The 13,971-nt window shown below is 45.8% G+C and carries 10 protein-coding genes, 1 tRNA gene and 3 rRNA genes; 5 read left to right on the top strand and 9 right to left on the bottom strand.

The genetic code is table 11. The annotated features are described in order from the left end of the window. Positions 1–42: 42 nt before the first annotated feature. Positions 43–1,836 carry a MocR-like pyridoxine biosynthesis transcription factor PdxR gene (gene pdxR / locus VR7878_RS00775; RefSeq protein WP_077332497.1) on the top strand — a complete coding sequence of 598 codons (1,794 nt, stop codon included), beginning with the start codon at positions 43–45 and terminating at the stop codon, positions 1,834–1,836. 44 nt (positions 1,837–1,880) lie between these two features. On the opposite strand, the gene ilvN is transcribed toward pdxR, so the two are convergent. The 5 genes from ilvN to VR7878_RS00750 form a co-directional block, all read right to left on the bottom strand. Next, positions 1,881–2,375 (bottom strand): acetolactate synthase small subunit, encoded by a 495-nt coding sequence (ilvN, locus tag VR7878_RS00770; protein WP_077332495.1) that lies wholly within the window; start codon positions 2,373–2,375, stop codon positions 1,881–1,883. Continuing rightward, positions 2,375–4,096: an acetolactate synthase 3 large subunit gene (locus tag VR7878_RS00765; protein WP_077332493.1), complete on the bottom strand. Its 1,722-nt coding sequence runs from the start codon at positions 4,094–4,096 to the stop codon at positions 2,375–2,377. Before VR7878_RS00765 ends, ilvN begins: the two co-directional genes overlap by 1 nt. A 480-nt stretch (positions 4,097–4,576) precedes the next feature. Continuing rightward, complete coding sequence (leuO, locus tag VR7878_RS00760; protein ID WP_077332655.1) at positions 4,577–5,545, bottom strand: transcriptional regulator LeuO; 969 nt, start codon at positions 5,543–5,545, stop codon at positions 4,577–4,579. Between the two features lie 405 nt (positions 5,546–5,950). Beyond that, positions 5,951–6,994 carry an MJ1255/VC2487 family glycosyltransferase gene (locus VR7878_RS00755; RefSeq protein WP_077332653.1) on the bottom strand — a complete coding sequence of 348 codons (1,044 nt, stop codon included), beginning with the start codon at positions 6,992–6,994 and terminating at the stop codon, positions 5,951–5,953. Beyond that, on the bottom strand, positions 6,991–7,524 hold the full coding sequence (locus tag VR7878_RS00750; protein WP_077332491.1) for a phosphatase PAP2 family protein: 534 nt from the start codon (positions 7,522–7,524) through the stop codon (positions 6,991–6,993). The genes VR7878_RS00755 and VR7878_RS00750 overlap by 4 nt, the downstream gene beginning before the upstream one ends. Before the next feature lie 644 nt (positions 7,525–8,168). Here VR7878_RS00750 and leuA point away from each other — a divergent pair. The 4 genes from leuA to leuD all read left to right on the top strand — a co-directional run bounded on the left by leuA (position 8,169) and on the right by leuD (position 12,991). Continuing rightward, positions 8,169–9,716 (top strand): 2-isopropylmalate synthase, encoded by a 1,548-nt coding sequence (gene leuA / locus VR7878_RS00745; protein WP_077332489.1) that lies wholly within the window; start codon positions 8,169–8,171, stop codon positions 9,714–9,716. Between the two features lie 97 nt (positions 9,717–9,813). Further along, on the top strand, positions 9,814–10,911 hold the full coding sequence (gene leuB, locus VR7878_RS00740) for a 3-isopropylmalate dehydrogenase (RefSeq protein WP_077332487.1): 1,098 nt from the start codon (positions 9,814–9,816) through the stop codon (positions 10,909–10,911). 59 nt (positions 10,912–10,970) lie between these two features. Further along, on the top strand, positions 10,971–12,386 hold the full coding sequence (leuC, locus tag VR7878_RS00735; protein ID WP_077332485.1) for a 3-isopropylmalate dehydratase large subunit: 1,416 nt from the start codon (positions 10,971–10,973) through the stop codon (positions 12,384–12,386). A gap of 2 nt (positions 12,387–12,388) precedes the next feature. Next, positions 12,389–12,991 carry a 3-isopropylmalate dehydratase small subunit gene (gene leuD / locus VR7878_RS00730; RefSeq protein WP_077332483.1) on the top strand — a complete coding sequence of 201 codons (603 nt, stop codon included), beginning with the start codon at positions 12,389–12,391 and terminating at the stop codon, positions 12,989–12,991. Positions 12,992–13,128: 137 nt separating this feature from the next. On the opposite strand, the gene rrf (VR7878_RS00725) is transcribed toward leuD, so the two are convergent. The 4 genes from rrf (VR7878_RS00725) to VR7878_RS00710 form a co-directional block, all read right to left on the bottom strand. Next, positions 13,129–13,244, bottom strand: a 5S ribosomal RNA gene (gene rrf, locus VR7878_RS00725). 25 nt (positions 13,245–13,269) lie between these two features. Continuing rightward, positions 13,270–13,345, bottom strand: a tRNA-Thr gene (locus tag VR7878_RS00720). 225 nt (positions 13,346–13,570) lie between these two features. Then, a 5S ribosomal RNA gene (gene rrf / locus VR7878_RS00715) occupies positions 13,571–13,686 on the bottom strand. Between the two features lie 86 nt (positions 13,687–13,772). Next, positions 13,773–13,971: ribosomal RNA gene (locus VR7878_RS00710) — 23S ribosomal RNA — on the bottom strand; the annotation flags it as partial.

Here is a 13,971-nt window from a genome sequence, read left to right as displayed (position 1 = left end):
ACCGGATTAGTCAGCGGAGCAAGAACTCGTTGTAGGAGCCGTATGCTAAGCCAGTATATCCACCTTGATCCGCAGGATTCGAAGACCTTGCAGGATCAAATCAAAAGCAGTCTTGCCAAAGCAATATTTGATGGCTTCATTCCTAAGCAATCCCCTCTGGCCTCTTCGCGAAAGCTGGCAAAAGATCTCAATGTTTCCAGAAACACCATTTTGCGCGTTTATGAACAACTGACCGAAGAAGGGATCCTTGTCTCCATTGAGCGCAAAGGCTATTTTGTCAACCCGGCACTGACGATTTCCGTCACACCGCTCACCTCTTCAACACCACAAGAACAATCGCCCCAACTCGATTGGAGCCGTTATCTGAACGCGGAGAATAGCGTCTCTGAACGCGAAGCCAAAGACCTCAAAAATTATCCCTATCTCTTTGTCAGCGGCGTTGTGGATGAGGATTTATTCCCCGTTTCCGAGTGGCGCAAATGTAGCATTCAGTCACTCAATCGCATTAATCATCGCACGTGGACATCGAATGACTCAGACTATGATGATCTGATTGAACAGATCCGGACTCGTGTGCTGACCAAACGGGGCATATTCGTCAACCGGGACAATATCGCCATTACGCTCGGGTGTCAGAACAGTCTTTATTATCTGTCCAAACTCCTCCTCTCGGCAGACTCAGCGATTGCCATTGAGAACCCCGGTTATCCCGAAGCATTACATCAGTTTCAGGCCAGACGTGCTCAGATCGTACCGATCAACGTCGATCAAGAAGGCATGGTGATTGATGAGCGTCTCACTGACTGCCAATTGGTTTATACCACCCCGAGTAATCAATTTCCGACCACGGTACGCCTGTCTGCCAATCGTCGCCGTCAACTTCTCGCGCTGGCTGAAGAGCATGACTTATTGATTATTGAAGATGACTTTGAACATGATATTAACTTCATTGAAGACACCTGTCCGCCCCTGAAAAGTGAATCATCCAGTGAGCGTATTATCTATATCTCCAGCTTTTCTTCGACGATTGCACCGGGGTTACGGCTCGGGTATATCGTGGCACCCGCGCCGTTGATCTCACAAATCAAAGCACTTCAGTTCAGAACACATAGCTTGCCGCCGAAGAATAATTGTCAAACGCTCGCCCTGTTTCTGAGCCTCGGGTATTACGATGCATTAGCACAAAAAATGCTCAAACGTTATCGGGAAAAGTGGCTGACGATGGAAAAAGCGCTGAATTACTATTTTCCCCAGTCAGGTGTAACCCCCTCGTTGGCCGGAACAGCTTTTTGGATCGACTATAAGCAGGGTTTTGATGCCGCGAGATTTGAACAACTGGCTGAACAGCATGGTATTCTGATCAACAACGGTGCCAAATACTATTACTGTGATGAGCGGATCAATAGCTTCCGGCTGTGCTTTCAATCGATCAGAACGGAGCAGATCCGTGAGGGAATTGCGCTGCTTTCCCAAATTGCCAAACAGGTGATGCCGATCGAAACCCTACAAGAATGTCAGCAACCACCACTCAGTAGTAGAGCCATCCGCCACCTGCTGAAGAATCAAACGCTCTTAACCAAAGACTGCTTCAATATTCCTTACCGGATCACTTTTCAGGCTGATGGTAAAATGACGGGAGTTTCCGAACGCCCTAATGATATGGATGAAGGCTACTGGTGGGTCGAACATGACCAGTTTGTCTATCAATGGCGAAACTGGCAGTTCTCAGATATCCGCAAAATCACCATCGTGGTGGAGAACGGTGAAATCAAACGCTTCGACGAAGACGGCTATTTTATTGGCGAAGCGCAACTGGTATCCAATCAGATGATGTAAAAAAACCGGCATCAGCCGGTTTCATTCAGGGTAACCACAAGATATTACGCGCGGAGTGCCCGTTCACGACGAGCAATACCGACGACACCACTGCGGGCGACCTCCAGCACTTCCGTCACTTCTGAAACGGCCTCAATAAACGCATCCAGTTTTTCGGTTGTTCCGGCTATCTGAACCGTATATTGACTACTGGTAACATCGACGATTTGACCTCTGAAAATGTCAGTCGTCCGCTGCACTTCTGCTCTGACAGCGCCACTGGCTCTGACTTTCACCAACATCAACTCTCGTTCAATATGTTCAAATTCTGACACTTCCTGAACTTTCAATACATCAATCAACTTATGGAGCTGCTTCTGAATCTGTTCCAGTTCCATAGCGTTGGTTTTGGTCGTAATATTAAGGCGAGACAGGGTCTCATCGTCAGTCGGGGATACATTTAACGTTTCAATATTGAAACCACGCTGGGAGAACAAGCCGACCACACGAGACAAAGCACCGGGTTGGTTCTCCATTAATACAGAAATAATGTGTCTCATCAGGTTCTCTCCGTTTTGCTCAACCACATTTTGTCCATCCCTTCGCCTTTTATCTGCATCGGATAAACATGCTCAGTTTCATCGACATTGATATCCACAAACACCAGACGATCTTTCAGATCCAGTGCTTTTTTCAACCCGGCCTCTAATTCATCCGGTGTCGAAATACGAATACCGACATGCCCGTAAGCTTCAGCAATTGCAGCAAAGTCCGGCACAGAACTCATATACGAATTCGAATGGCGTCCCTGATAGATGATATCCTGCCACTGTTTTACCATTCCCAAGAAACGGTTATTCAGGTTGATAATTTTGACCGGAATATCATATTGAAGCGCGGTTGACAGCTCTTGAATATTCATCTGAATACTGCCGTCTCCGGTCACGACGATTACTTCCTCTTCCGGATGAGAGAACTTGACCCCCATTCCCGCAGGCAGACCGAACCCCATCGTACCCAGCCCACCGGAGTTGATCCAGCGGCGTGGCTTATTAAACGGGTAATACAGTGCGGCAAACATTTGGTGCTGGCCGACATCAGAAGCAACGTAAGCATTGCCTTCCGTCAAGCGATGGAGCGTTTCGATCACTTGCTGGGGTTTAATCCGGTCACTGGACTTCTGATAAGCAAGACACTGACGGTCACGCCACCCCTGAATATCTTTCCACCACTGTGCCAAAGCCTCTTCATCATTCGAACCGCCTTGTTCAACCAGCAACTTCAACATGGTTTCCAATACTTTTTCTGCTGAGCCGACAATCGGTAAATCCGCCGGGACGTTTTTGGAAATCGAAGACGGATCAATATCAATGTGCATGATTTTGGCGTTGGGACAGTATTTTTCCAGATTATTGGTCGTTCGGTCATCAAACCTGACACCAATACCAAAGATCAAATCGGCATGGTGCATCGCCATGTTTGCTTCATAAACACCGTGCATTCCCAGCATCCCCAATGCATTCGCATGGGTTCCGGGAAAGGCACCTAATCCCATTAGTGTACTGACCACCGGCAAATTCAAGGTTTCCGCTAACTGAAGGAGCTGCTTATCCGCCTCAGAAATAACCGCACCACCACCAACATATAAAACGGGTTTTTTCGCATCTAACAGTGCTTTGAGTGCTTTCTTAATCTGCCCTTTATGACCACTGGTGGTCGGATTATAAGAGCGCATCTTGATGGTTTTCGGATATTGATAAGGCAATTTGATCTGAGGATTCATGACATCCTTCGGCAAATCAATCACGACCGGGCCGGGGCGCCCCGTCGAAGCAATATAGAACGCTTTTTTAATTGTTTCGGGAATATCTTCAGCTTTTTTGACCAAAAAACTATGTTTCACAATCGGTCGGGAGACCCCGACAATATCGCACTCCTGAAATGCATCATTACCAATCAGACTGTTAGGTACATTGCCTGAGATAACGATCATGGGAATAGAATCCATGTAAGCGGTCGCAATACCCGTTACGGTATTCGTGGCACCCGGGCCGGAACAGACCAGCACAACGCCGGGTTTACCGGTTGAGCGTGCGTAACCGTCAGCCATATGTGTTGCCGCTTGCTCATGACGAACGAGGACATGTTTGATTTGATCGGTTTTTTCATGAAGGGCATCATAGATATCAAGCACCGAGCCGCCGGGATAACCAAAAATCTGCTCGACACCTTCTTCGATCAGAGACTGAACTACCATCTCTGCACCGGATAGCATTACCATATTATTCTCCTTACCAGTCACTGTATCCCGAGGTCAGTTCAACAGTCTGGTGGTTACATAGTCTAGGGCTTATTCGTAGCCTAATCGAATTCGATTCGCTAATGGCTATGTCCTTGCAGGGTCATAACACCACAAGGGATAGAGCAACTTTACTCGCTTCTGAAAGGTTGGTCTATTCGGTTTCTCGTCGCATTTTACGGAAAATATTGCACACAGAGGGTATTGGAGTTTTCTCTACGGCAAATCCACCAAAAATCAGATAACTATGTCAAATAAACTATCAAAAAAGACATAAAATATTCATCTCATGTAAAAAAAGTCACCAAGATGCTAAAGAAGAAACAAATCTGTTGATATAAAGTAAACAAGCCTGACTAACAACAGGTAAAAAAGAAGGGTGATAATATGGCAGGAGATAAGCGCGAAGCAGAACAAATCGATGTTGCCTTCCGCAGCAGGGTCGGCAACATCAAACACGGGTTAGTTGCTCATCGGTACACCGACGATTTCACCACAAATCATCATCAGCTGTTCTCTTAACCAGCCATGTCCTTTATCTTTCTCATTCGATTCGTGCCAGCTCAAATAACCACTGATCTGCTTGCGTTCAAACGGTAAGGCGATGGTTTGAAGTTGTTCGCTATTCGGTGATGCTTCCACCAACCAGCGTGGTGCAATGGTAATCAGCTCTGACTGACTCACGACATAAAGTACATTACTTAAACTCGTCCCCTCATAATGAGAGTGACAATCGATATCCCGGTAAGCCTGTTCACTAAAACTCCGGATACCGTGCGCCTGAGACAACTTCGCGTGTTGCTCTTCAATCACTTGTGCCGGCGTGATTGTCCCTTGGATACGGGGATGTTGCTTAGAGGCAACAATCACCAGTTCATCTTGGAAAATTTCGGTGCTACAAAATCCGGATTCGTCAAAACGAGCATAGTCAATGACAAAATCAACTTCCTGATACCGTAACCGTTCGGCAAGTTGCTGATTCGAGTCGGCCTCTAAATGCAGTTGCACTTGAGGTGCCTGATCGTGAATCGACGAGAAAATCTTCGGTGCAAAGCGCAAATCATTCGGACTACAAATGGCCAAATTGAACTGTCTGGTTGAAGATTCAGGCGTAAAGACTGAATTCGGCAGTTCATTACGAATTAACTGCAATGCCTGGCGGATCGGGCCAAAAAGCTGCCGGGCGCGCTGAGTCGGCTGAATCCCCCGCCCCTGACGCATGAAAAGTTCATCATTAAACATCACTTTCAGCCGTGCCACAGCGTTACTGACTGCAGGCTGAGACATCCCTAAATTATGCGCTGCCCGAGTGATATTTTGTTCTTGCATCACCGCATCAAACACCGTGAGCAAATTCAAATCAACGCCTCGTAACGTACTTTCCATCCGATAGCTGGCGACAGGTTGGATAACTTCTTTTTTTTCTAACATCAGAATGCCTCTTTGTTTTGCTTCAGTCATCACTTTCGTTATCCCTCGTGGGATAGCACTCTTGTCAGGTAAAGTGACATACATCAGATAAAGTGACTCAACGTGATTCTCTTTTGAACAACCTATTGATAAATCGTATAAGTAGGCTGTGCAATTAACTATCTTTTAATTGATATACAAAAGGCAACTGGATTGATAAAAAGTCAGTTTATTTTACCTGATTTGTAAAAATAACGATAAAAAACAACAAGTTAAAAAAACATCAAAAAACATCAAATCGCGCATTTTATCAGATTTACAAAATTAATTGACGCGAGTTATAGGTTTACGACAAAAAACCGACAATCATTCACATCATATATAACAAGTAAAATGAATTTATTTTGATCAATAATTCAGGCGGGGTTAAACCATCACATAGTCCGGAAAGTTGACTTGCTTCCAGAGTGAATGACACAGTTGCCGATGGTCATCCCATCCCCCTTGAACCACCCACTCAGCAATCGCTTGGGCAACATCGGGATAAACAACGCGCTCTGCGTTCGGCTCCTCGAGCCACTGGCGAATCACAGCGACATCCAGCGATTCCATCGCAGAAGCAAGCCCCAGAATTTCAAGAGTTGCCACGTTACTCTGTTGCTCAAATTGGCCCATCAAAGGTTTGAGTAGTAATTTTTTGCCATATGACATGGCTTCAGAAGGAAGTTCAAAACCACCATTGGCAATCACACCGGCACAACAGCGCAAATGCTCTTGGAAATGCTCATGAGATAATGGATGAAACATCATGTTTTCTGTCTGCTTCACTTCCTCAACCATCGGGTGATAACAGACAAACCGATAGTGACCGAAACGAAAAAACAGTTCCATAATGGATTCCAGTGATTCGAATGGCAGATAGATTAAAATGAAAGATTGGTTTTCTGCTGCTGCCCCCTCAGTATGGATAATCGGCGGTAAGAGCGGATGTTCAAAGTGATACCAGTGCAAGCCTAGATAATGGTCTGCCGGTGCAAAATTGGTAATGATTTTCTTATCAAGCCAATTTGCTCCCTTCAATGGTACCGGATAACGAAAAGCATTCTGATGACTCAAACTAATACAGGGTTTGTGCTGTAATTTTGCTGCCCATGAGGTAATGGGTTCAAAATCACTGATCACTAAATCATAAGTGCTGAGATCGAGCTGACGGATATCGGAAATCAATTGGCTGAAATGATTCTCTCTGGCTGTTCTTAAATAATTGACCCGGCCTTTTTCGGTGATAAAAGTCAACCCGCGACGGGTTTGATAATTGCCGAAGCAGTCCATTGAAAAATATTTATCTTTTTCCCTGCCACTGAAAATAAAATCGACATCAACATGATATTGCCGGAGTGCATGACTCATCGCTCTGGCTCGTGCCGTATGACCATTTCCTGTTCCCTGAACACCATAGAGAATTTTCAAATCATCCACTCCGTGACGAGTTGGCCGGCTTGCGCACAGCTAATCCCTAACAAAGCACCAATCAACACATCGGTGAAAAAGTGAACGCCTAACAAAATACGGGCAGCACCAATACATCCCGCCCAGAGAAACACCATGATTGACAATGAGGGATAGAAAGAAGCGATGAGTGTCGCCATCAGAAAAGCGGCACTGGTATGCCCGGAGGGTAAGCTAAACCGATCAGAAGGTGTAATATAAGCAATCACCCTTGAAGAAAATTCTTGAGGTCGACGTCGCTGGAAAATATTTTTAAACAACCAGTAGAGGGGTAACTCAATCAGGAATGAGATCAATCCGGTAATGAGCAATGCCTGACCTGCAATCCCATCAACCAAAAAAGCGATACCACCGATCACAATATATAAATGACCGTCCCCGGTATGAGATATCGCTCGGCTGATACGCGCCAACGGGTAACTGAATCGATGTTGCAGGCAGAACAGCGACAAGGCCAGATCAAATTTCACAATTGGTTCAATAACTCTCATGATTGAATTCCTATAGTTCAACCCCTTTATACCCAAGACACTAATCAGTCCAGATGACAGCGGTGTGACTATTTATTGTCGGAACCATGAATTTATTGTCGGAACCATGAATTTATTATCGAAACCATAAATGTTGTTGGATAGAATCAATTCTGAACGGGTCATCAGAGTGAAGGGATAATCAACAAGGAATAGCATTATCGGTGTCGTATACCGAAAAACTCAAAGCGGAAAGCTAATTTGGATCAGACACAGAGACTTACACGACGATTTCCGGCCAGCGTTACCCCCATGTCCCATGTAAGATCACATCCGACCATCGTGATACACCGAATATCATTTGTCCCCTAAACAGGTATTACCAATAAATATACAATTTTGGGTTGACGTAATGTATCAGGTGCGGTACTAATTTGTTATTGAATTTTGTGGAAAGTAAATGAATATGACATTGAAAACTTCTCTCCTACTAGGCCTCCTCCTTATCGTGTATCAATCGCGCGGGTAGCCTGTGGACAGAAGACACCACAAAGAATCACAAAAACCCGCATCGAAATGCGGGTTTTTTTATAGCTGAAAGCACTTTACAAAAGAAAATATCAGTGAGCAAACACAACTACTTACCGGTCTAGGAGCCAGCCAATATGAACGATCAGGTCATTATCTTCGATACAACCTTACGGGACGGAGAACAAGCATTATCTGCAAGTTTAACGGTGAGAGAAAAATTACAAATAGCCTATGCTCTGGAGCGACTGGGAGTGGATGTCATTGAAGCAGGGTTTCCCGTCTCCTCGCCGGGGGATTTCGAATCGGTACAAACCATAGCAAAGAACATTAAAAATATCCGAGTCTGTGCCTTGGCACGTGCGGTAGAAAAAGATATCGATGCTGCTGCGGAAGCCTTGAAAATTGCCGAAGCATTCCGTATTCACACCTTCATTTCAACATCAACAATCCATGTCCAGGACAAACTGCGTCGTAGCTATGAACAAGTAGTAGAAATGGGCGTGAAGGCAATCAAACATGCACGTCGGTATACGGATGATGTTGAGTTCTCTTGTGAGGATGCAGGCCGAACCCCTATCGACAACTTATGTCAGATGGTTGAAGCAGCAATTGATGCCGGAGCAAGAACAATTAATATCCCTGATACAGTCGGTTATACTGTCCCGGGAGAATTTGGTGGTATCATTCAGACATTGTTCAATCGAGTCCCCAACATTGATAAAGCAATCATTTCTGTCCACTGCCACGATGATTTGGGGATGTCCGTTGCGAATTCCATCAGTGCAATTCAAGCCGGAGCGCGTCAGGTTGAAGGAACAATCAACGGTATCGGTGAGCGCGCCGGAAACTGTGCTCTAGAAGAAATCGCCATGATCATCAAAACTCGCCAAGAGCTGTTAGGTGTTCATACGGGAATCAAGCACGATGAAATTCACCGGACAAGTAAATTAGTCAGCCAAATATGTAATATGCCAATCCAAAGCAACAAAGCAATCGTTGGCGCCAATGCATTCAGCCATTCTTCAGGCATTCACCAAGATGGTATGCTGAAAAATAAAAATACCTATGAAATTATGACGCCGGAGTCGATAGGTCTGAAAAATCAGGCATTGAATCTGACCAGTCGTAGTGGCAGAGCTGCGGTGAAGAGCCATATGGATGCAATGGGCTATCAAGAAGATGAGTACAGCTTGGATGCACTTTATGAAGACTTCCTGAAACTTGCAGACCGTAAGGGTCAGGTGTTCGATTATGACTTAGAATCTTTAATGTTCTTCTCTAACTTACGTGAAGAAGACGATTTCTACAAACTGAACTATCTGAGCGTTCAATCGGGCAGTGTCATGGCAACCACCACGATTAAGTTACAATGTGGTGATGAAGAAAAATGTGAAGCGGCAGTCGGTAACGGCCCGGTAGACGCATTATATCAATGTATCTATCGTGTGACCGGTTACGATATCGTCCTCGATAAATTCGATCTGACGGCGAAAGGTGAAGGAGAAGATGGTCTGGGACAAGCGGATATTATCGCCAACTACAAAGGCCGCAAGTATCATGGAACAGGTATCTCGACCGATATCGTTGAAGCTTCAGGAGAAGCATTGCTGCATGTGATCAACAGTATTCAACGTGCCGATCAGATTGAAGTCATCAAAAAGAAAAAAATAGCCACAGTATAATACAACAATATAAGTTGCCTACGCGTCAGTCTCGTTGTGTCACATAGACCGAAGTAGGCAACCAAATCAATAAATACGAGAGTGAACAAGGACTCACATGACAGACAAGACTTATAAAATTGCAGTACTGCCCGGTGACGGTATCGGCCCGGAAGTCATGCAACAGGCTCATAAAGTACTGGATGCGATTCAAACCAAACACAACATCACGTTTGACCGTACCGAGTACGACGTGGGTGGAATTGCAATTGATAATCACGGTAGCCCGCTTCCGGAACAAACCCTGAAAGGATGTGAACAGGCGCAAGCGGTTCTGTTTGGCTCAGTTGGCGGACCAAAGTGGGAACATCTGCCACCAAATGAACAGCCTGAACGCGGTGCTTTATTACCATTGCGCAAGCATTTTCAGCTGTTCTGTAACTTACGCCCGGCACAAATCCATCAGGGACTTGAAGCGTTTTCACCACTTCGTGCCGATATCTCCGCCAATGGTTTTGATATCGTGGTTGTGCGTGAACTCACGGGGGGGATCTACTTTGGTCAACCCAAGGGTCGCGAAGGAGAAGGTGCCAATGAGAAAGCATTTGATACCGAAGTCTATCATCGTTACGAGATAGAACGGATTGCCAAAATTGCTTTTGAGTCTGCCCGTTTACGCCGGAAGAAAGTGTGCTCAATTGACAAAGCGAACGTTCTACAAAGCTCGATCTTATGGCGAGAAGTCGTCAATGAAATTGCCAAGGACTATCCGGATGTTGAGCTGTCCCATATGTACATCGATAACGCAACCATGCAGCTGATTAAAGATCCCGCTCAGTTCGATGTCATGTTATGTTCAAATATCTTTGGTGATATTCTCTCTGATGAGTGTGCAATGATCACCGGCTCAATGGGAATGCTTCCTTCAGCCAGTCTGAATGAAAGTAATTTCGGGCTATACGAACCCGCAGGTGGCAGTGCTCCGGATATTGCAGGGAAAAATATTGCCAATCCGGTTGCTCAGATTTTATCGGCAGCACTGATGCTTCGTTACAGCCTCGGTGAAGAAGCTGCGGCTCAAGATATTGAGGCCGCGGTCAGCAAAGCTTTGTCCGCTGGTGAACTAACTGCAGATCTGGCGACAAATAAACCGGCACTGACAACCACTGAAATGGGCGACAAAATCGCTGCCTATATATTAAGTGAAAAAGCTTAAGTGCATAAGCATGAGACCGAGAGGACTCTCGCTCCACGAACAAGCTCAAGGTAGAAGCAATGTCAAAAGCAAAAACATTATACGAAAAAGTCTACGATGCACATGTCGTGGTTGCCGCTGAAGGTGAAAACCCGATTTTGTATATCGATCGTCATTTAGTTCATGAAGTCACGTCTCCGCAAGCTTTCGACGGACTCAGGGAAAAAGGTCGTTCAGTCCGTCAGGTCAACAAAACCTTTGCCACGATGGATCATAACGTCTCAACAACCACAAAAGACATCAGTGCTTCCGGTGAAATGGCTCGGATCCAAATGGAAACGCTCTTGAAAAACTGCGAAGAATTCGGTGTCACACTCTACGATATCAATCACAAATATCAGGGTATCGTACACGTTATGGGGCCAGAATTAGGGATCACCCTACCGGGGATGACCATTGTTTGCGGTGACTCCCATACGGCAACCCATGGCGCATTCGGCTCATTGGCCTTTGGTATCGGAACTTCCGAAGTTGAACACGTACTTGCCACTCAGACCCTCAAGCAAGCGCGTGCTAAAACCATGAAAATTGAAGTCCAAGGCAAGGTTGCGGACGGCATTACTGCCAAAGATATCGTGCTGGCGATCATCGGAAAAACTACGGCCGCAGGCGGAACCGGATATGTCGTTGAATTCTGTGGTCAGGCGATTCGGGATCTGTCAATGGAAGGTCGTATGACGGTCTGTAATATGGCGATAGAACTAGGCGCCAAAGCAGGCCTGATAGCACCGGATCAAACCACTTTTGACTATATTAAAGGTCGTAAATTTGCCCCAACCGGTGAGAACTGGGATAAAGCCGTCGAATACTGGCAGACCTTAAAATCTGACGACGGTGCAGAATACGATGCTGTGGTGACATTAGATGCAGCCGAGATTAAACCTCAGGTCACATGGGGCACCAATCCGGGACAAGTGATTTCGATTGATGCACCTATTCCGACTCCGGAAAGTTTTAGCGATTTAATTGAGCAATCATCTGCAATCAAAGCGCTGAACTACATGGGGCTTGAAGGTGGAAAACTCCTTTCTGACTATAACGTCGATAAAGTGTTCATCGGTTCTTGTACCAATTCCCGAATCGAAGACATGCGCGCTGCGGCAAAAATTGCTCAGGGTAAACAAGTCGCACCGCACGTGCAGGCAATTGTTGTACCGGGGTCTGAACAAGTTAAAGCACAAGCAGAGTCTGAAGGGTTGGATAAAATCTTTACCGATGCCGGGTTTGAATGGCGCTTACCGGGATGTTCCATGTGTCTGGCGATGAATAATGATCGTTTAGGGCCGGGGGAACGCTGTGCATCGACATCAAACCGAAACTTTGAAGGACGTCAAGGCCGGGATGGCCGCACGCACCTTGTCAGTCCTGCAATGGCAGCAGCGGCAGCAATCGCGGGACACTTTGTCGACATTCGTACACTAGAGCAAGGGGAATAATGATGTCAGGATTTAAAAAACATACAGGTTTAGTCGTTCCGCTGGATGCAGCGAACGTCGATACTGATGCGATTATCCCGAAGCAGTTTCTACAAAAAGTAAACCGTATCGGTTTCGGTAAACACCTTTTTCATGACTGGCGCTTTCTTGACGATGCCGGCCAACAGCCCAATCCTGACTTTGTGATGAATGCTCCCCGTTATCAGGGCGCAAGTATTCTGCTGGCTCGGGAAAACTTTGGTTGTGGTTCATCACGTGAACATGCCCCATGGGCCTTGGCTGATTACGGTATTCGAGTCATGATCGCACCAAGCTTTGCTGATATTTTTTACGGTAATTCAATCAACAACCAGATGGTGCCGGTTCGCCTGAAAGAGAGCGAAGTTGATGCGCTGTTCCGGTACGTTGAAGCTAACGAAGGGGCTGAAATTACCGTTGATCTGGAAGCAATGAAAGTTTCGGCAAACGGTCAAGAATACAGCTTTGAAATTGATGAATTTCGTCGCCACTGTCTTCTGAACGGGCTGGATAATATCGGCCTGACACTGCAACACGAAGATAAAATTGCCGAGTATGAAGCGAAAATCCCAAGCTTCTTAAGTTAGCCCAAAAACAAAGCCATTTATGGAAGTGATAAAAAGCTGATGTATACATCAGCTTTTTCTTTATTGCCGCTCTTACATCTGTATCACCAATCACCAGACGAAAAAAGCCCTGACAATGTCAGGGCTTTAAAATGAGTGTCTAGCAGTGACCTACTCTCACATGGGGAGACCCCACACTACCATTGGCGCAGTTTCGTTTCACTTCTGAGTTCGGCATGGAATCAGGTGGGTCCAAAACGCTATGGCCGCTAAACAAAATTTGATTTTTATCTATATAATGGTGCTGATACCCAGACTCGAACTGGGGACCTCATCCTTACCAAGGATGCGCTCTACCACCTGAGCTATATCAGCAAATTGGGTAATAGCTTGTCTCTACAGACATTTGCTAAATAGAGTATTACGCTGAACAGCTCCACTTAGATGTTTCTTTAAATAAAGTCTTACAATCAACCGCTTTATTTAGAAGTTTGTCGCTGTGCGATGAGGATTTTGAAGCGAGACGCGCAGTGTGCAAACGCACATGAGCATCGCAGCTATCAAAAGCATCAAGCTTCAGTAGACAAACTGCAAATTAAAGCCTGGCGATGTCCTACTCTCACATGGGGAGACCCCACACTACCATCGGCGCTGTTTCGTTTCACGACTGAGTTCGGCATGGAGTCAGGTGGGTCCAAAACGCTATGGTCGCCAAGCAAATTCTTTAATTCGGAAAGCTGTCTTTCTGTTCTCTACACAATCAAATCGTTCTTAATGAGCCACAAAACCCCTTCGGTGTTGTATGGTTAAGTCTCACGGGCAATTAGTACAGGTTAGCTCAACGCCTCACAGCGCTTACACACCCTGCCTATCAACGTTCTAGTCTCGAACAACCCTTCAGGACGCTTTAAGCGCCAGGGAGAACTCATCTCAAGGCTCGCTTCCCGCTTAGATGCTTTCAGCGGTTATCGATTCCGAACTTAGCTACCGGGCAATGCGAT

It is taken from the genome of Vibrio ruber DSM 16370 (assembly GCF_900163965.1).
GTDB classification, from domain to species: Bacteria; Pseudomonadota; Gammaproteobacteria; order Enterobacterales; family Vibrionaceae; genus Vibrio; species Vibrio ruber.
This window is presented reverse-complemented; position numbering and strand designations above follow the sequence as displayed.